The organism is Nocardioides sp., assembly GCF_047607365.1.
In the GTDB taxonomy this organism is placed as follows: Bacteria; Actinomycetota; Actinomycetes; order Propionibacteriales; family Nocardioidaceae; genus Nocardioides.
This window is the reverse complement of sequence record NZ_JASGDD010000199.1, coordinates 14,232-34,933: the sequence shown is the minus strand read 5'-3', so window position 1 is coordinate 34,933 and position 20,702 is coordinate 14,232. Positions and strand designations below refer to the sequence as shown.

Genomic DNA, 20,702 nt, shown 5'->3' with positions numbered 1-20,702 from the left:
TCCGAGCGACCGCGACGACATCGCGGCGGAACTCGTCGGTGTAGGACTTCCTCGCCATGATCGGCATCCTTCCAAACCGACCCGAAGATCGGCCTGCTCAGGAGTCAACCAACTCGACAGCAGCCCCGTCGTTAGTTCCGTCTTGATATCGAGAATCCGGATCCAGAGGGTCGGCCCGGACAATTTTATTATCAAAACACCAAGGGAAAGCCTGTGAAGTGTCTCTATGACTTTGACCAAGGCGTATGGAAAGGTATGCCGAAGGGTCTTCAGAAGAAGCTTGCTGCTGACCCTGGAGTTGCTTCCGCGAGCAAGAAGGCTAAGTTCTACTTGGGGGTGGATTGATGGATCGTCGATACGAGCTTGTGATGGAGCCCGACATCTGGCTCGTGAAGTTGCGTGGCGGAAGCACCCTGAAGGTCGCAGCACACGCTTGGGGCATCGAAGGTGACGAGCTGGTCTTCTCGCTGCTCTGCAGGGGGCAGCCTCCGTTTGAAGTGGATTCCCTGCGGATCCCGCGCTCACTGCTGCCGAAGAAGACGATGTACCGACATTGAGGTGCTCCCTGCGGCGCCGCCGTCGGTGCTCGGTGCCGCGCGGGCGATCACAGCCCGGTGGGAAGCTCCGGGCCGGCGAGGTCGGTCATGAAGGACTTCGCCCACGCCTGGACGTCGTGGCGGGTGATGGTGGCGCGCATGGCCCTCATCCGGCGGCGGAGCTCGGCCTCGTCCGCGTGGTAGGCCTCGACCAGGGCGGCCTTCATGCCGTTGAGGTCGTAGGGGTTGATCAGCCACGCCTGGCGCAGCTCCTCCGCAGCGCCGGCGAACTCCGACAGAACCAGGGCACCGTCGTCGTCGACCCGGGTGGCGACGTACTCCTTCGCGACGAGGTTCATCCCGTCGCGATACGGGGTGACGACCATGATGTCCGCCATCCGGTAGAGAGCGGCCATCTCCTCACGTGGCTGGGAGGAGTGCAGGTAGTGGATCGCGGGCTGGCCGATCTTGCCGAGGTCGCCGTTGAGCCGGCCGACGAGCATCTCGACCTCGTCGCGCAGCGCGATGTACTCCTCGACGGCCTCCCGTGAGGGCACCGCGACCTGCACGAAGACGGCGTCCTCGACGTCGAAGTGGCCGTCCTCCATCAGCTCGCCGAACGCCTTCAGCCGGGCGTAGATGCCCTTGGTGTAGTCGAGCCGGTCCACTCCCAGGAACACCTTGCGCGGGTTGCCGAGCGCCTCGCGCAGCTCCTTGGCCCGCTCCTCGACCGCGGGCGTCCGGGCGAGCGTCTCGTAGCCCTGGGTGTCGATCGAGATCGGGTACGCCGCCGCCCGCACCTTCCGCCCGTCGGGGAGGATCACGTCCTGGCCCATCGTGGGATGGCCGACGCGGTGGTTCACCAGGCGGCGGAAGTTCGCGGCGGCCTCGGGCAGCTGGAAGCCGACCAGGTCGGCGCCGAGCAGGCCCTCGAGGATCTGCCGCCGCCAGGGCAGCTGCTGGAAGAGCTCGGCCGGCGGGAACGGGATGTGGAGGTAGAACCCGATCTTGAGGTCGGGCCGCAGCTCGCGCAGCATCGCCGGGACGAGCTGCAGCTGGTAGTCGTGGACCCATACCGTGGCGCCCTCGGCGGCCAGCTCGGCGACCTTCTCCGCGAAGCGCCGGTTGACCTTCTGGTAGGCGTTCCACCAGTCGCGGTGGAACGCCGGCTTGGCGACGAGGTCGTGGTAGAGCGGCCACAGCGTGCCGTTCGACATGCCCTCGTAGTGCCCCTCGATCTCGGCCTGGGACATCGACAGCGGGACGAGGTTGAGGCCGTCGATCTCGAACGGCTCGAGCTCGGTGTCCGTGCCGCCGGGCCACCCCAGCCAGATCCCGTCGTTCGCGCGCAGCACGGGCTCGATCGCGCTCACCAGGCCGCCGGGAGAGGTCCGCCACGTGGACTCGCCGTCGGGGAGCTCGACCCGGTCCACGGGGAGCCGGTTCGCCACCACCACCAGCTCGGCTGCCATGCCTCGACCCTATCGGTGAGGGGCAACCGGAGCGGGTTCGGTCACTTCCGTCCCATTCGCCCCACCCGGGCGGGTCGAACTACACGTCTGTGATTCGCTCCTCTACAGTGGACGCATGTCTGCGACGCCTGCCCGCCACGAGCCCGTGGTGACGAGTGAGCTCAGCGACCGCGACCGCGAGATCCTCGACTTCGAGCGCCAGTGGTGGAAGTTCGCCGGTGCCAAGGAGGCGGCCGTGCGCGAGAAGTTCGACATGTCCGGCACGCGCTACTACCAGGTGCTCAACGCGCTGATCGACCGCCCGGAGGCGCTCGAGGCCGACCCGCTCCTGGTCCGCCGCCTGCGCCGGCTGCGCGCCGCCCGCCAGCGGCAGCGCTCGGCACGCCGGCTCGGCTTCGAGATCTGACCCTCATGGCTGCCCGGGTCCAGCGGGGGGTCGTCCTCCCGTCCCCTGTGGTGCTGCTGAGCATCGTCGCCGTGGCGATGGCCGCGGTGGCGTTCTTCGTCACCCGCGGCGACGACGCCGACAAGACCGTCGAGGTGCCCACGACGAGCATCTCCGCGACCCCCAGCGGCGCTGCCGACGCCAATGCCGGCGCTGACGCCTCGGCCACGGCGAGCGCGACGCCCACGGCCAAGCCGATCAAGCGGAAGAAGTACGACGTCGTCGTCTTCAACAACACCTCGACCAAGGGTCTCGCCGCGTCGGTGGGGGAGAAGGTCACCAAGGCGGGCTGGCACCTCGTGGGCGCCGACAACTGGTACGGCTCGATCCCCAAGACGACCGTCTACTACCCGAAGAAGTACAAGGCGGCCGCCAAGCAGCTCGCCCTCGACCTCGGCATCAAGCGCATCGCGCTGGCCGAGAAGCCGATGTCCTCCTCGCGGCTCACCGTCATCCTCACGGGACCGCTGAGCTGAACCCGATGACGGCCCTCGTTCCAGCAGAGACCACCTCGGCTGTCGACGAGGCCGTCGAGCCTGCCCTGACGGAGGCGCCGGCCGAGCAGGCCGAGGAGCTCGGGGAGCTCGAGGAGGCGGCTCCGCCTCCCCCCAGGCGCCGCAAGCGCGGCGACATCCAGGGCCTGCGCGCCCTCGCCGTCGCCCTCGTCGTCGCCGACCACATGGGGCTGCCCGGCCTCGGCGGCGGCTTCCTCGGCGTCGACGTCTTCTTCGTCATCTCCGGCTTCCTCATCACCGGACTCGTCCTCCACGAGGCCCGCGCGACCGGCCGGATCTCGCTCGTCGGCTTCTGGGCACGCCGCGCCCGCCGCGTCCTCCCGGCCGCGACACTGGTCCTCCTCGCCACTCTCGCCGCCTGCGCGTACGCCGACTCGCTGGCCCGCACGAAGCAGGCCGGCGTCGACGCGCTGTGGGCCTCCGGCTTCCTCGCCAACGTGCACCTCGCGATGCAGGGCACCGACTACTTCGCCGCCTCCGCGTCGGTCGGCCCCTCGCTCTTCCAGCACTACTGGTCGCTGGCGGTCGAGGAGCAGTTCTACGTCGTCTGGCCGCTGCTGCTGGTCGTCCTCGTGCGCTTCCGCACCCACAAGTGGCTGATGCTGGCGATCCTCGCCACGGTGACCGCCTCGTCGCTGGCGTGGTCGCTCCACGTGACGCCGATCGACCCGGAGACGGCGTACTTCAACACGCTCGCGCGCGGCTTCGAGCTAGGCGGTGGCGCGTGCCTGGCGGTGCTGGCCCCCCGCTTTCCACGCTGGCTGCAGTGGGTGCTCGGGCTCGCCGGAGCCGCCGGGCTGGCTGCCTGTGTCGCCACGATGACCGCCGACACGCCCTTCCCCGGCTGGCAGGCGGGGCTCCCGGTGCTCGCGACCATGGCGCTCCTCGCGGCCCCGAGCGGGCCGGTGGCCCAGCTGCTGCGGATGTGGCCGCTGCGGGCGCTCGGCGCCATCTCCTTCTCGGTCTACCTCTGGCACTGGCCCGTGCTGCAGCTGCTACCCGGCCTGCTCGACTCCGGCCGGGCGACCGAGTGGACCGCAGGCTGGACCACGACCCAGACCCGTCTCGCCGAGGTCGGCGTCATCCTCGGCCTGTCCGTGCTGTCCTGGCTGGTCCTGGAGCTTCCCTTCCAGCGCGGGAGGGTGCCGGGCCTGCGCCGTCGAGGCGCGCTCGCGCTGTGGCCGATCAGCCTCGCCCTCGTCGTCGCCATGGTGATCGGCGCGGGCGTCTGGTCCACCCGCCAGCTCGACGAGCGCAATCGCGAGGCGGCCGCCTGGGAGAGGGCGCACGACGGCACGGCCGACCAGGCCGCGAACGCGTCGGCGGAGACGACGCCCCCGACCCTCGAGGAGACGATCGCCGCGGAGGTCGCGGCGGCGAAGGACGGCAAGCCGCTCCCCGTCTTCGACACCGGCGTCCAGCACGCGGACTTCTGGCGCACCGACTACCCCTGCTACGCCGCCAATGCGGCCAGCACCGTCGAGTCCTGCGTCTACGGCGACACCACGGCGGCCAGGCTCGTGGTCGTCCAGGGCGACTCGCACGCAGGGATGTGGCTGCCCGCGCTCGACGCGATCGGCAAGGCGCAGCACTTCCGCGTCGTCCCGCTGGTGAAGCTCGGCTGCGCTCCCTTCTTCGTGCCGCAGACCATCGGCGGCGCCCCCTCGCCGACCTGCGCCGCCTTCCGGCTCTGGGCGGTCAAGCAGGTCCAGGCGCTCCGTCCCGATGCCGTGGTCGTCGCCTACCGCGGACTCAACGAGACCTCCCCGGCGCGCGGCAGGACGATGGACGAGACCTGGACCGCCGGGGTTCGGAAGCTGATCGGCGCCATCTCGCCGGCGACCTCCCGAGTCGTCGTACTCGGCGACGTGCCCACCCGCGAGACCTCGCTCGAGGCCTGCGCCACCACCCCCGGCGCGACGATGTCCTCCTGCACCGCGCCGGCCACCGGGTCGGGCGTGACGAGCAACCCGCTCACCGAGGCCGCGCTGGAGGGCACGGGCGCCACCTTCGTCGACACCGTCCCGCTCGTCTGCGCCGACGACGAGTGCCCGCCGGCCGTCGGCGGCACGTGGACCTACTACGACGACGACCACCTCACCGCGTCGTGGGTCCGCGAGATCACCGACGACCTCGCCAACCGGATCGGCGCCCTCTAGCTCCGTCGTCAGCTCGGTCGTCAGTTCGGTCATCGTTGGCGCAGGCGCCGGGTGATGTTCACCGCACCTGACGCCGTCGCTTTCCGGCTGGGGCTCCGCGTGTGGAACCCTGCTGGCCATGCGATGGTTGTCCGACGAGGGTGAGAAGCGGTACGCCGCCCTCCTCGGCGTCGGCGACAAGCTCCTCGTCGCCCTCGACTTCGACGGCACGCTGGCGCCCATCGTCGACGACCCCGCCCACGCCCGGATCCACCCGGACGCCGCCGACGTGCTGATCGCGCTCGCGCAGCGGGTCGGCGTGATCGCGGTCGTGACCGGCCGCCCCGCCCGGCAGGTGCTCGACCTCGGCGGCCTCGAGGAGGTCGCCGACCGGATGGCCGAGGTCGGCACCGAGCTGCGCGTCTTCGGGCAGTACGGCGCCGAGCGCTGGGACGCGAGCCACCGTGTCATCCGCAGTCCCCGCCCGCCGCACGGCCTGGCCTCCTTCGAGCGCGAGCTGCCGAAGCTGCTGCGCCAGGCCGGCGCCGCCGAGGCGTTCGTGGAGGACAAGGGCCTCGCCGTCGCGGTCCACACCCGGCGGCTGCCGGACGCCGAGGCCGTCTTCGCCCGGCTGCTGCCCCTGCTCACCGAGGCGGCCGAGTCCCACGACCTCGAGGTCGAGCCGGGGAAGCTGGTCGTCGAGGTGCGCGACGGGAGCATGGACAAGGGCCTCGTCGTCGACCGCCTGATCACCTCCATGCCCGCCTCCGGCGTCGTCTTCGCCGGCGACGACCTCGGCGACGTCGAGGCATTCGAGACCGTCGCCGCGTGGGCCGCCGAGGGCCTGCCCACCCTGCTGGTCTGCTCCGAGCCCGAGAGTGCGGGCGACGACGATGGCGAGTCGCCGCTCGTCGCGATGGCCGATGTCGCGGTCACCGGCCCCGCCGGCGTACTCGCCCTGCTCAACCGGTTGGCGGCCGACCTCTCCTGAGGGATACAGTGTCCCTGCTCATCGAGAGGGACTGAGGGAACGGCCCAGTGAAGTCCCGGCAACCGACCGGCGTTCTCCTCCCTAGGGGTGCCGGAGCAGGTGCTAAATCCGGCCCGGGGCGATGGTCGCTCCGGGGAAGATGAGGAGGAGGTTTCTCATGAGCAGTGCAACGGTCCGCGACGGTGCCTTCGGCAACGCGACCGCGCTCTCCTGTCGGGAGTGCGGCAACGAGATCGAGCTCGGCCCCTTCTACGCCTGTCCGGAGTGCTTCGGCCCGCTCGAGGTGGCCTACGACTTCCCCGCGATCACCCGCGAGGAGATCGCGGCCGGCCCGGCGAACATCTGGCGCTACAAGGCGCTCCTGCCCGTCCCCGCCGACATCGAGCAGAGCCCCAACACCGAGCCCGGCTTCACCCGCCTGGTCGAGGCGAAGAACCTCGGCGTCGAGCTGGGCATCGCCAAGCTCTGGGTGAAGGACGACTCGACCAACCCGACGAACTCCTTCAAGGACCGCGTCGTCGCGTGCGCCCTCTCGGCCGCCGTCGAGCTCGGCTCCAAGGTCTTCGCCTGCCCCTCGACGGGCAACCTCGCCAACGCGGTGGCCGCCGCCGGGGCCCGCGCGGGCATCCCGACCGCGGTCTTCATCCCGAGCAACCTCGAGCAGCCCAAGCAGGTCAACTCGGCGATCTTCACCGACCGCCTGATCGCCGTCGAGGGCAACTACGACGACGTCAACAAGCTCGCCCAGGAGATCGCCGCGGAGGAGGAGGGCTGGGCGTTCGTCAACGTCAACGTGCGTCCCTTCTACGCCGAGGGCTCCAAGACGCTCGGCTACGAGATCGCCGAGCAGCTCGGCTGGCACCTGCCGGACCAGATCGTCATCCCGGTGGCGAGCGGGTCGCAGCTGACCAAGGTGCACAAGTCGTTCCAGGAGCTGATCAAGCTCGGCCTCGTCGAGGCCAAGGACTACAAGATCTTCGGCGCGCAGGCCACCGGCTGCAACCCCGTCGCGACGGCGTATAAGGCCGGCGTGGACGCGATCCGCCCGGTCAAGCCCGACACCATCGCCAAGTCGCTCGCGATCGGCAACCCCGCCGACGGCATCTACGTCCTCGACATCGCCCGCTCCACCGGCGGCGGGGTCGAGGAGGTCAGCGACGACGAGATCCGCGCCAGCATCGTGACGCTCGCCCGGACCGAGGGCATCTTCACCGAGACCGCCGGCGGCACCACCGTCGCCGTGACCCGCAAGCTCGTCGAGACCGGTCAGCTCGACCCGTCGCTCGAGACGGTCATCATCAACACCGGCCACGGTCTCAAGACCCTCGACGCCATCGCGGACCAGGTCGGCCCTGCTGCCACCATTGCCCCCAACTACGACGCCTTCGAGGCCGCAAACGTGATCTGACGGCGCGTCTCCGGCGTCGCTCGGCAGTCGCCGGCCGCTTCGCTCCAAGGCCGGCTTCCTGCCGGCTCCTTGGAGCCGCGCGCGTCAATCACGTTTGCTCCTGGGTCTGCGTGGTGCCTGTGTCTCCGGAGTCGCTCGGCAGTCGCCAGAAGCAGCCGTAGACTAGGAACCGAGAGCGAGGAGAGCACCATGACGATCCACTCCGACATCCACACCATCACACCCGCCGTCGAGCAGCTCACCCCTGCCCAGACGGCTCGCCTGGACAGCCTGGTCGCTTCCTTCGCGATGGAGGGCATGCCGATCACCGACGCCGCCCGTGAGGTCGGTGCTCGCTTCCTCCTGGACCAGCTGACGTTCGACGAGGCGGTCGCCGAGCTGGAGCGCGTCAACGGCTAAACCCGAGGTGGCCACCTTCGAGAACTGGGGCGACTACTTCTGGCCCGGCCAGATCGATGAGTGCCTGAGGAACAAGCTCGACCTCCGCGATCCCATCGCCCTGGCGGACGCCGAGCGACGCCGCACCTACCTGCGCAGCCTCGAGCTCGTCGACGGGAAGATCAGCGTCCCCCAGACGTTCGACCTCGAGCACCTGCAGGCGATCCATGCGCACGTCTTTGGTGACGTCTACGAGTGGGCCGGCCAGCTGCGGGTGACCGAGCTCGTGCGGCCTGGCAGCGACCCGAACGAGCCGGGGCATGAGTTCATGAAGCCCGAGCTGATCGAGACGATGGCTCCGCACGTCTTCGCCCAGGCCGGGCCGAAGCCTTCGAGGTCGGCCCCGGGCCGCTGCGCGAGGCGCTGACGGCCTGCGTGAGCGAGGCCGGCGACGCAGCGGAGCCGACCGCCACACATGGGAGGGCGTCTCGGGAGAGTCCTGCGTGGAAACCACCCCCCGGGTGACCTCAGGACGCCGAGGTCGTGGTCGGCGTGGTCACGTAGCCACACCGACATCCGCTTCGCTCCAAGGCCGGCTTCCTGCCGGCTCCTGGGAGCCGCGCGCGTCAATCACGTTTGCTCCTGGGTCTGCGTGGTGCCTGGGTCTGCGGGGTCGCTCGCGGGGACGGTCTGTGATCTGGCGGCAATCTCCCGTCGGCGGGAGTTACGTTGAGTTCACACGCGGTGGGTAAGAACGAGGCATGCAGCGTCATGCCGGAACCGTCAGGGTCCTCACCGGAGTAGGTGCGGGCGCCGCCGTGATCGGTGGTGTCGGCGTCCTGGGAGCGGCTGGATTCGTCCAGCTGCTCAAGCGTCAGGCCGCTCACGCGCGTGCCGTCATCGGCACCCCGCTGGGCGACATCGCACCGGATGCGGACAAGGTCTACCGCCGCCGCCACGCCGCCCCGGGGGTCGAGCCGCTCGACCTGCTCCTCGTGGGCGACTCGGTGGCCGCCGGGCTCGGAGCCACCCGCCCGAAGGGCACCCTCGGGGCCCGGCTCGCGAAGGGTCTCGGGGACGCCCTCCACCGGCCCGTCCGCCTGCGCACGGTGGCGAAGGTGGGCGCCGAGACCTGGATGATCCCCGAGCAGCAGCTCACCCAGCTCGAGGAGGACTACCGGCCCGACGTCGCCGTCGTGATCGTCGGCGGCAACGACGTGACGCATCGCGTCCCCCTCGCCGACTCGATCGCGGGCCTGCGCGAGGTCATCGGCTCGCTGCGGGCGCGGGGCGCGACGGTCGTCGTGGGCACCTGCCCCGATCTCGGCGCGATCCGGCCGCTGCCCGACCCCCTCCGCAGCCTCGCCGGGCGAGCCTCGCGGCAGCTGGCCGTGGCCCAGCGCGAGGCGGCGCTGGACGCGGGGGCCCACGTCGTCTCCCTGGCCGAGGCCGTCGGGCCGTTCTTCGTGACGAACCCGGAGGATCACTTCGCGATCGACCAGTTCCATCCGAGCGAGCTGGGCTATCGGCGTACGGCGGAGGCGCTCGTCCCGTCGGTGGTCGACGCCCTTCGTGTCCCGGCGGGGGCGTAGGGCGGGGTCAGCGGTAGCCGAGGCTGTCGATGAACACCGGCCGGCCCGAGAGCGTCGTGATCCTCACCTTGCCGGAGAACCGCTTCGTGAGCGTGGCGATGGGGATCTCGATCGACGAGGTGGCCGAGCCGGCGAGCGAGATCGTGGTGTAGCGGCGGCCGTTCAGGTAGACCGCCACCTTGCCGCCCTTGGGGAGCCTGGGCGCGAAGAGCGAGAGCTGGCGGACCTTGCGGACGCGCCAGGTCATCGTGGCCCCCTTGACGCGGGCGAGCCCCGCGCTGTTGCCGCGGAAGCCCGAGAGCGTGAGCTCCCGCCAGCCCTTGCTGCGGCGTGCCCCGCGGTCGTCCGCGGTCACCCAGAGGACGGTCTGCGCCGGCGTCGCGTCACTCAGCCCGCCGCGTGTCGCGGCCGCCGTGACGAGGTGCCGCCCGCGCTTCAGCCCGCGTGTCCGCGTCGAGGCCGAGCACGGGAGGGCACGGCCGTCGAGGGTGCACGCGAACGTCGCTCCCGGCTGGTCCGACCGCAGGGTGAGCGCCAGCGTCTGCGAGTTGAGGTAGCCGTTGCGCAGGCCGGCGACCGCGAGGCTCGTCTCCGGCGGCGTCGAGGCGTCCGGGGTGGTCGTCGTGGTGGCGGTGGTCGTGGCCGTCACCGTCTCGGTGGCCGTCTCCGTCGCGGTCGGCGAGGAGGTCGGTGAGGTCGAGTCCGTCGCCGTCGGCGAGACGGTCGGCGACGTCGTCGGCGTCACCGTCGGGCCGACGATGGTGAACTCGTGGCCGTTCACGTTGTAGAAGTAGTTGCCGACCGCCGAGATCTTGATCCGGGCGTGCTCGGTGCTCACGTCCGGCCAGACGACGCTCTCGCTGCCGTCGTTGGCGGTGGTCTCGCTCAGCGTGTACGGCCAGGTCTGGCCGCCGTCGGCGGACATCGTGATCCTCACGGTCGGGGCCAGGGCCGTCGCGTCGGTGCCGTTGACGGTCCAGGTCACCGTGCCGGTGGCGCCGGCGTCGTAGCTCGCCGCGGCGGCCTGGGAGCTCACCAGCAGCGGGCCGGCCTGCTTGTTGAGGGTGAGGGTCACGTCGGCGTGCTGGACCCCTCCGGCCGGCAGCGCCAGGTCCCGCGCGGTCAGCCGGAAGCTGAGCGAGCTGGGGGTGTAGGTCGCGGTCGGCAGGAACTCGGAGTAGCAGTCGATCTGGGCGTCCGTGGGGTCGGTGGTGACCGTCGGGCAGCTGCCGCTGGCGATGTTCGTGTTGCCGTCCAGCACCTGCTGCATGTCGGGGAACGAGCGGTAGGGCGAGCCGGTCGCGAGATTGACGTCCTGGCCGCCGTACGTGATGGCGGTCGCGTCGTCGACCACGGCCCGGGTGCCGAAGACCCGGAACAGGGGACCGTTGGTCCGGTTCGCGCTCACGGTCAGGTTGCTGCCGACGGTGCCGCCGGCGTTGTTCTGCTCCCAGAGGTAGACCAGCGGGTCCCCGTCGGGGTCGACGCCGGACCCGGTCAGCTCGAACGGCGTGCGGATCGGGATGGTCGCCGCGGCGGGCGCGGTGACGGTCGGCGCGTGGTTGGTGACGCCGTCGACCGTGGTCTCGACGGTATAGCCCTGGTTGGTGCCCGGGCCGCCGTTGGTGATGACGCCGACGAAGGCCTCGGCACCCGTGGTGGCGGTGACCTCCAGCCGCGGCTCGTCCACGTCGCTGCCGAACGTGACGGTGAAGCCGTCCTCGTCGGGGAGGAGGCCGCCGTTGTAGCCGCTCACGGTCGCGCCGCTGCCGCCGACGAGGGTGTTGATGCTGTTGTTGAGCGCGAGGAGGTTGTACGACGTCAGCCGGTTGTTGGTGATGGTCACCGTGTTCGTCTTGTACGTGAGGGTGATCGAGTCGGCCGTGGCGTCCCAGCCGCGCAGGTTGACCGTCTGCACCTCGCTGTAGGTCGTGGGATCCGCGGTGGCATGGGTCTGGATCTCGTCGATGCTGCGCTGGGAGAAGTAGGGGTCGGTGTGCGGCTGCAGGTCGTCGGCGTCGCAGATCCCGGCGTACGCCATCACCGACGAGCCCGACCCGGGCTCGACCGAGGTGCTGGCGTTGCGGTTCGTGGCGGCGCAGCTGCCGAGGTTGCCGTTGAACGTGTGGTTGCCGTTGAACTCGTGCCCCATCTCGTGGGCGACGTAGTCGATCGCGTAGAAGTCCCCGACGGGCGTCGCCAGCCCGGTGCAGCCGTCGGCCTTGTACTGCTCGCCGACGACCCCGAGCCCGGCGATGCCGCCGCCGTCGGTGCCGAGGCCGATGTGCCCGATGTCGAAGCTGTCGGCTCCGACGACCTGCCCGAGGGCGAACTCGTTCGCGGTCAGCAGGTCGCTGCTGCAGCCTCCCTCGAGGGTGTCGGAGCTGTAGCAGGGATCGCCGCCGCAGGGTCCGTCGGCTCCCGAGGCCTTCTCCGTGGTGTCGAAGTTGAGCTTCTCGGTGTCGTCGATCAGGATCATCTTGATGTTGACGTCGGCCTCGTAGATCTGGTTGACGCGGTTGATCAGGGTGACCTTCTGCGACAGCACGTTGCTGTCGCCGTCGTGCTCCTGGAAGTACGCGGCGTAGGCGGGGTCCGAGGCGAGCGCGAGCCGGTAGGTGCGCAGCGGGACCACGGCGCCGGCCGCGGGGGCGGCCCGCTCGGAGGTGGCCGCGCCGGCGGTCTCCTCGTGCAGGTCGTCCAGGTCCGTGCGCGCGAAGGCGTCACTGATCGACTCCGGCACGGCCGGGAGGCTCGCGGTGTAGTACGACAGGTGGCGGCTCTCACCCCGGTGGTCGGTGGCCGGGTCCATGAACCACGATCCCCTCGGCGAGCGCACCGCGGCGTGGAATCCCATCGGGGTGACGTCCGCCCGGAGCGACAGCGCCGGGTCGTCGATCCCCCGCCCGGCGTACGTCTGGATCTCGGGATGGGCCGCGGCCAGCTCCGACTCCATGACGCTGTCGGGCACGACCGAGAACCGCACCGGCCTGCCGTCGGGGTCCGGCACGCTGATCTCGCCCGAGGAGAGCTGGGCGCGCACGGTCGCGGTGTCCACCGCGAACGCCGCGTACGCCGTGGGGTTGGTCCGGGCGGTCCGGGACTGCTTGAAGCTCGACAGCGGCTCGAAGGCACCTCCGAACCCGTCGCTCCGGACGGCCAGGGCCCCGGTGGGGATCACGGCGAGGAGCAGGCTTGCGAGGACGGCCAGCGTGGTGCCCGAGACGAGCCACACATGCCACGAGCGACGAGGCGAGGTCATGTCCCGTCAACGGCCCGGACGGCCGCCGGATACGAGCCGGGTCCAACTGTCACCGTTTCGTCACCGGATCGTTTGCACTCTCTGGGTGAGAGTGCTAAACAGGTAGCTGGCACTCTCGCCTTGAGAGTGACAGATACCGACTTCGAATGACGAAGGATTGCAGGGAGCTATGCCGAAGCTGATTGCCTTCAACGAGGAGGCCCGGCGCGGGCTCGAGCGTGGCATGAACACGCTCGCCGACGCCGTCAAGGTCACCCTGGGCCCGAAGGGCCGCAACGTGGTGCTCGAGAAGAAGTGGGGCGCCCCCACCATCACCAACGATGGCGTCTCCATCGCCAAGGAGATCGAGCTCGAGGACCCCTACGAGAAGATCGGCGCCGAGCTGGTCAAGGAGGTCGCGAAGAAGACCGACGACGTCGCCGGCGACGGCACGACGACGGCCACCGTCCTCGCCCAGGCGCTGGTCCGCGAGGGCCTGCGCAACGTCGCCGCGGGCGCCAACCCGATGGGCCTGAAGAAGGGCATCGAGAAGGCCGTCGAGGCGATCTCGACCCAGCTCCTGGCCAACGCCAAGGAGATCGAGACCAAGGAGGAGATCGCGGCCACCGCGTCCATCTCCGCCGCTGACCCCAGCGTCGGCGAGCTCATCGCCGAGGCGATGGACAAGGTTGGCAAGGAGGGCGTGATCACGGTCGAGGAGTCCAACACCTTCGGCCTCGACCTCGAGCTCACCGAGGGCATGCGGTTCGACAAGGGCTACATCTCGGCCTACTTCGTCACCGACCCCGAGCGCATGGAGGCGGTCCTGGAGGACCCCTACATCCTGATCGCCAACCAGAAGATCAGCTCGGTCAAGGACGTCCTGCCGCTGCTGGAGAAGGTCATCCAGTCCGGCAAGCCGCTCGTCATCCTCGCCGAGGACACTGACGGCGAGGCGCTCTCGACGCTGGTCGTCAACAAGATCAAGGGCACCTTCAAGTCCGTCGCCGTCAAGGCCCCGGGCTTCGGCGACCGCCGCAAGGCCATGCTGCAGGACATCGCGATCCTCACCGGCGGCCAGGTGATCTCGGAGGAGGTCGGCCTCAAGCTCGACACCGCCGACCTGACCCTGCTCGGCCAGGCCCGCAAGGTCGTCATCACCAAGGACGAGACCACCATCGTCGACGGCGCCGGCGACCAGGCCCAGATCGAGGGCCGGGTCAACCAGATCCGTGCCGAGATCGAGAAGTCCGACTCCGACTACGACCGCGAGAAGCTCCAGGAGCGCCTCGCCAAGCTGGCCGGCGGCGTGGCCGTCATCAAGGTCGGCGCGGCCACCGAGGTCGAGCTCAAGGAGCGCAAGCACCGCATCGAGGACGCCGTCCGCAACGCGAAGGCGGCCGTCGAGGAGGGCATCCTCCCCGGTGGTGGCGTCGCGCTCGTGCAGGCGACCGCCGCGGTCTTCGAGAAGCTCGAGGCCGACCTGGTGGGCGACGAGGCCACCGGTGCCGCGATCGTCAAGGCCGCCACCTCGGCGCCGCTGAAGCAGATCGCCGTCAACGCCGGCCTCGAGGGCGGCGTCGTGGCGGAGAAGGTCGCCTCGCTCCCCGCGGGCCAGGGCCTCAACGCCGCCACGGGCGAGTACGTCGACCTGCTGGCCGAGGGCATCATCGACCCGGCCAAGGTCACCCGCTCGGCGCTGCAGAACGCCGCGTCGATCGCCGCGCTGTTCCTCACCACCGAGGCCGTCGTGGCCGACAAGCCGGAGAAGGCCTCCGCGGCCGGTGCCCCCGACATGGGCGGCATGGGCGGCATGGACTTCTAATTCGCCGACTGGCGGAGTGTCTGCGGCGTCGCCGCTCGGTCGCCGACCAAAGACGGGTCGGCTTCCCTCGCGCTCCTTGCAGCCACACGCGCCATCCGACGAATTCGTCCTCACAACGGGGTCCCGCTTCGGCGGGGCCCCGTTGTGCGTTCTGCGTCCCGCCGGCTCGGCGGGCGCGTCAGTCGGTGGTCTGCGTGCCGAGCTGGAGGCGCAGCTGGAAGCGGTCGGTGCGCCAGGCGGTGCGGCTGACCTCGACGATCGCCTCGCCGGCGAAGGCACGGCGCTGGCCGCGCACGACGAGGGCGTCGCGCTCGATCTCGAGGTGGGTGGACTCCTCGGAGGTCGCCCCGGAGACGCCGAAGATGTCCTCGGCCCACGTCGGGCGCAGTCCCCGCGCGCCGAGCTCCTCGTAGAGGCTGTCGGGCAGCGTGCCGTGCAGGAAGCCCGGCAGGATCACCTCGTTGAGCCAGGCGTCGACGATGCAGTGGGGGCCGCCGTCGACGGTGCGCAGCCGTCGCCAGTAGATCACCGAGTCGCCCTCGGAGATGCCGAGCGCCCGGGCCACCGACTCCGAGGCGCTCTCGCGTCGCGCGGTGAGGGTCTGCGCCTCGGCCCGCTTGCCGCGCCGCCCCATCTCGTCGGTGAAGGAGAGCACCGGCGTGCCGCGCTGGCGCGGCCGGGTCACGAAGGTGCCCCGCCCGGGAATGCGCTCGAGCAGCCCCTCGACCACGAGCGCGTCCAGGGCCTGCCGGACCGTCATCCGCGCGACGCCGAAGCGCTGGACGAGCTCACGCTCCGACGGAGCCGGCGTGCCGGGCTCCTCGCTGGCGATGAGGGTGCGGACGTACTCCCTGATCGTCTCGTGCTTCAGCGAGCGACCCGGCGTCGCCAGCACGTGGTCCATGCCCACGAGGATAGGTGTGGGTCCCGCCCCGTGTACGCCGAACCTGTCCCGAACCTCTTCGAAAGTATGTTCTAATGACGTCGTGGACTTCCAGGGGTCGCTGTTCGCGCCGGGGTCGGCGGGAGCCGACGGGCTCGCACTGACCCGCACGCCGCTCTCGGCCGGCGCCTGGGTCGACGTGGCAGCCGGATGGCTGCCCGACGCCGACGCGGTGCTCGACACGCTGATCGCCGACGTGCCGTGGCGGGCCGAGCAGCGCCGGATGTACGACCGCGTCGTCGACGTGCCCCGGCTGGTGCGCACCTACCTCGCGGGCGACCGGCTGCCGCACCCGGGGCTCGAGGACGCACGGGAGGCGCTGAGCGACCACTACGAGGCCGAGCTGGGCGAGCGGTTCCGCACGGCCGGCTGCTGCTACTACCGCGACGGCCGCGACTCGGTCGCCTGGCACGGCGACACCATCGGCCGCGGCCGCACCCACGACACGATGGTGGCGATCGTCTCCCTCGGCGACGCGCGCCGGCTGGCGCTGCGCCCGCGCGGCGGGGGCGAGTCGATCTCCTTCGAGATGGGCCACGGCGACGTGCTGGTCATGGGCGGCAGCTGCCAGCGCACCTGGGAGCACGCCGTCCCGAAGGTGGCCCACGCCGGTCCCCGGCTAAGCGTGCAGTTCCGTCCGCTCAACGTGTTCTGACGGCGCGAGCAGGAGCGCCGTGTCGGGCTCGGCCGGCACCGTCGGCCGGAAGCTCCGGGACACCACGAGGGCGAGTACGGCGACGGCGAGGCCGCCCACCCCGGCGTACGCGAAGCCGGCGGTCCAGCCACCGTGGTCCAGCGCGAGCCCGATCAGAGGCGCGCCCGCGGCGCTGCCGAGGGTGAGGGCGGCGCCGTGCCAGCCCATCACCTCGCCGCGGATGCTCGCGGGCACCAGCCGCGACAGCGCGTCGACGGTCGCGGTGATCGTCGGGGCGCAGAACAGGCCGGAGACGAACAGCAGGCCGGTGAAGGACCACTGGCCGGGGGCGAGCGCGACGAGCGCGGTCGAGCCGGCGAGGAGGATGAGGAGCGCCGCGGCGCTCGGCGGGCGCCGCACGGCGCCGTAGAGGACGCCGCCGATGCCGGAGCCGAGGCCCCACAGCGCGAGCACCCAGCCGATGTCGCCCGCGTGGTCCCAGTCGCGCAGCGCCGCCACGGTGGCGAGGTCCTCGGCAGTGAGGATGACGGTGCAGACCACGGTCATCGCGAGCACGGCCACGGCGGTCGGCGAGAGCCAGGCGCGCACCGGCACGTGGCCGGCCGACAGGTCGGAGTGCTCGCTGTTGAGCGGCGGGTTCGCCACCCAGAGGGCGACCGCGCCGGCGACGACGGCGAGCTGGCAGATCATGAGCGCCAGCGGCGTCGGGAGCCAGGTCGCCGCGAAGACGCCGAGCACCGGGCCGATGAGGAAGCTGACCTCGACGGCCACCGAGTCGACCGACAGCGCGGTGGTGCGCTGCTCGTCGGGGACGTGGCTGATGAGCACCTGACGGATGATCGAGAAGCTCGGGACGGCGAAGAGCGCCGCGATCCCGGCGAGGGCGGTCAGCGGCCAGTAGCCGAGCCACGGCGCCACGCACCAGAACAGGCCGCCGACGGCGATCGATGGGGCGATCGCCGTCCGCAGCCCCTTCCGGTCGAGCATCCGGCCGCGCCACGGCCCGCTGATCGCGAGGCCGCAGGAGACGACCATCCCGACCAGGCCGGCCTCGGCGTAGGAGCGCCCGAGGTGCGTGACGACGTGGAGCGTCAGGACGATGTTGGCGGCCCAGAGCGGGATCCGGATCAACAGGCCCAGCAGGACCGTGCGACGGATCACCGGCTGCCGGAGCACCTCGGCGTACGTCGTGAATCCCATGGGTGGGATTGTCCGCCCCGCCGAATCGATTTGCCCAATCGTTATCCGACCGGCCGCAGAGCCCCCAGCTCGCTGCGCAGGTTGTCGCGTGCGGCGCGCTCCCAGGTGGCGCGGCCGTGGGCGGTGCGGTAGATCGAGGGCCGGTCGAGCAGGCGCTCGACCAGGTGCTCGCGACCCCGCGCGAACTCCTCGTCGGAGAGCTGGGCGAACTCCGCGCGGACCGCCGCGAGATAGTCGGCGTACCGCTCGGGACCGCTCGCCAGGATCGCCAGGTCCGCGTCCGACAGCGCGGCCCCGTTGGCGTCGCCCGGCGCCGGGTCGTGGGTGTCGGTGAGCAGCACCAGCCGCGCCACCTCCTCGATCACGGTGCCGTCGACGTGGTCGGCCAGCGCCGCGCGCGCCCAGGAGGCGGCCCGCTCCTCGGAGTCGCGCTCGCCGTCGTACAGGCTGTCGTGGAACCACGCTCCCAGGAGCACCGGGAGCCGGTCGAAGCGCTCGCCGGCGCTGCTCAGGGCGTCCAGGTGGTCCAGCACCTCGCCGAGGTGGCGGAGGCCGTGGAAGCGTCGGTCGTCGGCGGCGTACGCCGTCAGCAGCTCGTCGCGAAGAGGGTCAGCGTCGGTCAGCGGCCAGTGGTCGGGCCGATGTTGAGGCAACTCCATGCCGGACATCCTGAGCGGCCCGCGCGAGACACGCCAGCACGGGCCGGCGATTCATAGGAAATCAGGGGGGCTCAGCTGGAGTAGTGGCGGATCCACTGCGTGTGGGCGGAGCCCTGGAGCTTGGCCAGCGCGGCCTCGCTGAGCTCCCCGGCGAGGTCGGTGACGACGTACCCCTGCTCGCCACGGGTCGCGAGGTACTGCCCGGTGACGTTGGCCCCCTCGGTGGCGAGGACGTTGTTGACGTCGGCGAGGACGCCGGGGACGTTGACGTGGAGGAAGCCGACGCGCGAGCCCTCGGTCAGGGCCGGCGGCTGGACGGCGGGCAGGTTGACGCTGAGCGCGGTCGATCCCTGCTGCTGGAAGTTGCGCAGCTTGGTCGCGACGAAGTAGCCGATCTCCTCCTGCGCCTCCATCGTCGAGCCGCCCACGTGGGGGGTGAGGATGACGTTGTCGAGGCCGCGCAGAGGGCTCTCGAACTCGTCGCCCTGGGCCTTGGGCTCGATCGGGAAGACGTCGAGGGCGGCTCCGGCGATGTGGCCCTCCAGGATGTGGCGGCGGAGCGCCTCGGTGTCGACGACCATGCCGCGCGCGGCGTTGATGAAGAGGGCGCGGTCCTTCATCTTCGAGAACTGCTCGTCGCCGAAGATGCCGGCGTTGCCGGGGCGGCCGTCGACGTGGAGGCTGACGACGTCCGCCTCGGCGAGCAGCGCGTCCAGCGTGGGCATCCGGCGGGCGTTGCCGTGCGCCAGCCGGTCGGCGACGTCGAAGAAGATGACGTACATGCCCAGCGCCTCGGCGAGGTTGGAGAGCTGGGTGCCGATGTTGCCGTAGCCGACGATGCCGAGCGTGCGGCCGCGCACCTCGTGGCTGCCCTTGGCCGACTTGTCCCAGATGCCGGCGTGCATCTTCTGGGTCTTCTCCGGCAGGCGGCGGGCGAGGCTGATGATCTCGGCGATGACCAGCTCCACCACGCTGCGGGTGTTGGAGTAGGGGGCGTTGAAGACCGCGACGCCGCGCTCGGCGGCGGCGCCGAGGTCGACCTGGTTGGTGCCGATGCAGAAGCAGCCGATCGCCCGCAGGTCCGGCGCCCCGTCGAGCACCTTGGCCGTGATGTGGGTGTTGGAGCGGATGCCCAGCAGCGTCACGCCCGGCAGCGCCGCGAGCAGCTCGTCCTCGGACATGCTCGCCGAGCGGAGGTCCACCTCGAAGCCCGCGCGCTCGAGCGTCTCGACCGCGACCGGGTGGATGTTCTCGAGCAGCAGCACCTTCTCAGCCATGCTTCCGAGTTTAGGACCGCCCACGGCGGTCGAGGAATCGGTGGCCAGCCCTCGAAACGGGCCGCCCTCGCTGCTCCGGGGGATGCGAGCGCTACGCCGGTCGAGGTGATCCGGTCCGCTGCCGGTGCGCTCGGTGATCGGCATCGACCAGCGGGACCAGGAGGACGAGGTAGGTCGGCAGCCAGCCTCCTTGGGCCGCGCCGATGGCGAGTCCGAGGAGATTGGTCGCTGCCGCCACCCTGCCGCTCGACGACAGTGCGCCCTGGCCGAGGCGCCGGCGCAGCACTGCGGCAACGGCGTACGCCTCGCACGTCAGCAGGAGCAGCACCACCATGTTCGGGTCATAGCCCCACCCGACGACGCGCATCGCTGTCCGCGCGTGGTTCACCGCCGAGACGAGCAGCAGCCCGTTGACGATGAGGCCGAAGCCGCTCGCGATCATCCACATGGCAGCACGCGTCGGTGGCATCAGCGCGCCGTCGATCACGGACTCGCTCTCGCCTCGCACCCCGACGATCAGGAGGAGGCATGCAAGTGCGAGCGACACGAGCGACGTCAGCGCCACCAGCGTTACTCCGCTTGCCCGCCCGACCGTCGCGATCAGGGCGCTGCCGACGATCCAGCGGACCGAGGCATTCGGATCGCTCAGGTAGGCGACCATCCGCGACCGCCGCGCCGCCGCCTCCCAGACCTCCTTTGCGCGATGGCGGAGAGAGCACCACGACCGTCGCAGCACCGAGGGGTGGCGGAGTCTGTCCCTGCAGACGACGCAGACGTCGAGTGAGGGGACCGGCACTGCCCGTCGCCACCGCTCGGGTGTGACGCGGGCGAGAGCGTCGGTGAGGCCGGTGCGCGGGAGGAAGGCCGAGGCCAGGATCACGTTGCTGAGGAGCGTTGCGGCGCCGGCGAGGACGATCGACGGCAGGAGACCGATGGTGGAGCTGGCGAGGAACTCGCCGATCATCGTGATGTCCATGCCGGCGACGAACGTCGTGATCAGACCGGCGAGGAGGATCCGGCCGACGGCCTCGCCGCGGGGCAGCTGCTCCTCAGGTGGTGCCGCGGCGGTCTCGTCGAGCGCTGCGAGCGCCTTGCCCAGACCCGCACGCAGCCGTTGTCGGATCGCGATCACCCGGACCGCGAGATGCCGCCCCGACACCAGTGTCACGATGGCTGCCGGCAGGCACCAGAAGGTCACGAGCAGCACCACGACGGCCCGATCCGAGCCAGTGCTCACGGGACCCAGGTGCCGCACCCCGGTGGCGAGCGAGGACAGGGTGGCGGAGAGAAGGAGGACGTCGAGCGACAGGCAGACACCCAGGCCGAACAGCGCTCGCACGACGGAGTACCGCTCGGCGTCGTGAAAGCGCTGCTCACGCCTCGTGGCGATTCGTGGAGCTGTCATCCGGCCATCGTCCCGCTCGCCA

The 20,702-nt window shown here is 70.8% G+C and carries 19 protein-coding genes and 1 riboswitch; of the genes, 12 read left to right on the top strand and 7 right to left on the bottom strand.

The window, feature by feature from the left end; genetic code table 11:
* Positions 1 to 217, top strand: a 217-nt coding sequence (locus QM572_RS15455) for a hypothetical protein (RefSeq protein WP_415094672.1), incomplete at its 5' end; no start/stop codon positions are given.
* Between the two features lie 151 nt (positions 218 to 368).
* Positions 369 to 557 (top strand): hypothetical protein, encoded by a 189-nt coding sequence (locus QM572_RS15450; protein WP_415094670.1) that lies wholly within the window; start codon positions 369 to 371, stop codon positions 555 to 557.
* A gap of 47 nt (positions 558 to 604) precedes the next feature.
* Here the strand turns inward: QM572_RS15450 and QM572_RS15445 are convergent, their stop codons facing one another.
* Complete coding sequence (locus QM572_RS15445) at positions 605 to 2,008, bottom strand: alpha,alpha-trehalose-phosphate synthase (UDP-forming) (RefSeq protein ID WP_415094668.1); 1,404 nt, start codon at positions 2,006 to 2,008, stop codon at positions 605 to 607.
* A 115-nt stretch (positions 2,009 to 2,123) separates the two neighbouring features.
* On the opposite strand from QM572_RS15445, the gene QM572_RS15440 reads away from it, so the two are divergent.
* The 8 genes from QM572_RS15440 (at position 2,124) to QM572_RS15405 (ending at position 9,475) form a co-directional block, all read left to right on the top strand.
* A complete protein-coding gene (locus QM572_RS15440) occupies positions 2,124 to 2,414 on the top strand; it encodes a DUF3263 domain-containing protein (protein WP_415094666.1) in 291 nt (96 codons plus the stop codon).
* A gap of 5 nt (positions 2,415 to 2,419) precedes the next feature.
* The gene (locus tag QM572_RS15435; RefSeq protein WP_415094664.1) at positions 2,420 to 2,929 is read left to right on the top strand and encodes a LytR C-terminal domain-containing protein; all 510 of its coding nucleotides are present in this window, start codon (positions 2,420 to 2,422) and stop codon (positions 2,927 to 2,929) included.
* A 5-nt stretch (positions 2,930 to 2,934) separates the two neighbouring features.
* The gene (locus QM572_RS15430) at positions 2,935 to 5,127 is read left to right on the top strand and encodes an acyltransferase family protein (protein WP_415094662.1); all 2,193 of its coding nucleotides are present in this window, start codon (positions 2,935 to 2,937) and stop codon (positions 5,125 to 5,127) included.
* Positions 5,128 to 5,245: 118 nt separating this feature from the next.
* Complete coding sequence (gene otsB, locus QM572_RS15425) at positions 5,246 to 6,097, top strand: trehalose-phosphatase (protein WP_415094660.1); 852 nt, start codon at positions 5,246 to 5,248, stop codon at positions 6,095 to 6,097.
* Between the two features lie 15 nt (positions 6,098 to 6,112).
* Positions 6,113 to 6,243: riboswitch (SAM riboswitch) on the top strand.
* A gap of 11 nt (positions 6,244 to 6,254) precedes the next feature.
* Positions 6,255 to 7,505, top strand: coding sequence for a threonine synthase (gene thrC, locus QM572_RS15420; RefSeq protein ID WP_415094658.1), 1,251 nt, complete (start codon positions 6,255 to 6,257; stop codon positions 7,503 to 7,505).
* Between the two features lie 189 nt (positions 7,506 to 7,694).
* Positions 7,695 to 7,904 (top strand): antitoxin VbhA family protein, encoded by a 210-nt coding sequence (locus tag QM572_RS15415; RefSeq protein ID WP_415094656.1) that lies wholly within the window; start codon positions 7,695 to 7,697, stop codon positions 7,902 to 7,904.
* A 7-nt stretch (positions 7,905 to 7,911) separates the two neighbouring features.
* Positions 7,912 to 8,310, top strand: a complete 399-nt coding sequence (locus QM572_RS15410; RefSeq protein WP_415094654.1) for a hypothetical protein — start codon at positions 7,912 to 7,914, stop codon at positions 8,308 to 8,310.
* A gap of 334 nt (positions 8,311 to 8,644) precedes the next feature.
* On the top strand, positions 8,645 to 9,475 hold the full coding sequence (locus tag QM572_RS15405; protein WP_415094652.1) for an SGNH/GDSL hydrolase family protein: 831 nt from the start codon (positions 8,645 to 8,647) through the stop codon (positions 9,473 to 9,475).
* Between the two features lie 7 nt (positions 9,476 to 9,482).
* On the opposite strand, the gene QM572_RS15400 is transcribed toward QM572_RS15405, so the two are convergent.
* Positions 9,483 to 12,737, bottom strand: a complete 3,255-nt coding sequence (locus tag QM572_RS15400; protein ID WP_415094650.1) for a M12 family metallo-peptidase — start codon at positions 12,735 to 12,737, stop codon at positions 9,483 to 9,485.
* 169 nt (positions 12,738 to 12,906) lie between these two features.
* Here QM572_RS15400 and groL point away from each other — a divergent pair, with 169 nt between their 5' ends.
* Complete coding sequence (gene groL / locus QM572_RS15395) at positions 12,907 to 14,541, top strand: chaperonin GroEL (RefSeq protein ID WP_415094649.1); 1,635 nt, start codon at positions 12,907 to 12,909, stop codon at positions 14,539 to 14,541.
* A gap of 178 nt (positions 14,542 to 14,719) precedes the next feature.
* Here groL and QM572_RS15390 read toward each other — a convergent pair whose 3' ends face one another.
* Positions 14,720 to 15,445, bottom strand: a complete 726-nt coding sequence (locus tag QM572_RS15390; RefSeq protein WP_415094647.1) for a GntR family transcriptional regulator — start codon at positions 15,443 to 15,445, stop codon at positions 14,720 to 14,722.
* A gap of 82 nt (positions 15,446 to 15,527) precedes the next feature.
* On the opposite strand from QM572_RS15390, the gene QM572_RS15385 reads away from it, so the two are divergent.
* Positions 15,528 to 16,139 carry an alpha-ketoglutarate-dependent dioxygenase AlkB gene (locus QM572_RS15385; RefSeq protein WP_415094645.1) on the top strand — a complete coding sequence of 204 codons (612 nt, stop codon included), beginning with the start codon at positions 15,528 to 15,530 and terminating at the stop codon, positions 16,137 to 16,139.
* On the opposite strand, the gene QM572_RS15380 is transcribed toward QM572_RS15385, so the two are convergent.
* From QM572_RS15380 to QM572_RS15365, 4 genes are all read right to left on the bottom strand, one after another.
* Positions 16,104 to 17,339 carry an MFS transporter gene (locus QM572_RS15380; protein ID WP_415094643.1) on the bottom strand — a complete coding sequence of 412 codons (1,236 nt, stop codon included), beginning with the start codon at positions 17,337 to 17,339 and terminating at the stop codon, positions 16,104 to 16,106. The two genes, QM572_RS15385 and QM572_RS15380, sit on opposite strands and share 36 nt — an antisense overlap.
* A gap of 41 nt (positions 17,340 to 17,380) precedes the next feature.
* The gene (locus QM572_RS15375; protein WP_415094641.1) at positions 17,381 to 17,998 is read right to left on the bottom strand and encodes a hypothetical protein; all 618 of its coding nucleotides are present in this window, start codon (positions 17,996 to 17,998) and stop codon (positions 17,381 to 17,383) included.
* 71 nt (positions 17,999 to 18,069) lie between these two features.
* Entirely contained in the window at positions 18,070 to 19,275 is a 1,206-nt protein-coding gene (gene serA / locus QM572_RS15370; RefSeq protein WP_415094639.1) for a phosphoglycerate dehydrogenase, read from the bottom strand.
* A 91-nt stretch (positions 19,276 to 19,366) separates the two neighbouring features.
* Entirely contained in the window at positions 19,367 to 20,680 is a 1,314-nt protein-coding gene (locus tag QM572_RS15365) for a hypothetical protein (protein ID WP_415094637.1), read from the bottom strand.
* Positions 20,681 to 20,702: the final 22 nt, after the last annotated feature.